The sequence below is a fragment of the Litoribacterium kuwaitense genome (assembly GCF_011058155.1).
GTDB classification, from domain to species: Bacteria; Bacillota; Bacilli; order Bacillales; family DSM-28697; genus Litoribacterium; species Litoribacterium kuwaitense.
The window spans coordinates 1-317 of sequence record NZ_JAALFC010000159.1 but is presented as its reverse complement, the minus strand read 5'-3'; the positions used below and the strand labels follow the sequence as shown (position 1 = coordinate 317).

Genomic DNA, 317 nt, shown 5'->3' with positions numbered 1-317 from the left:
CCCTATCCGTCGTGGGCGCAGGAAATTTGAGAGGAGCTGTCCTTAGTACGAGAGGACCGGGATGGACACACCGCTGGTGTACCAGTTGTTCCGCCAGGGGCATAGCTGGGTAGCTACGTGTGGACGGGATAAGTGCTGAAAGCATCTAAGCATGAAGCCCCCCTCAAGATGAGATTTCCCATCACGTCAAGTGAGTAAGATCCCTCAGAGACGATGAGGTTGATAGGTCGGGGGTGGACGCGTGGCGACACGTGAAGCTGACCGATACTAATCGATCGAGGCCTTCTCTTCAAAGTCTTTCTTTGTCGGTATCTGGT

General features: G+C 53.9%; 1 rRNA gene. It reads left to right on the top strand.

Features of this window, described 5'->3' with window-relative positions:
• A 23S ribosomal RNA gene (locus G4V62_RS19490) occupies positions 1–291 on the top strand; the annotation flags it as partial.
• Positions 292–317 lie beyond the last annotated feature (26 nt).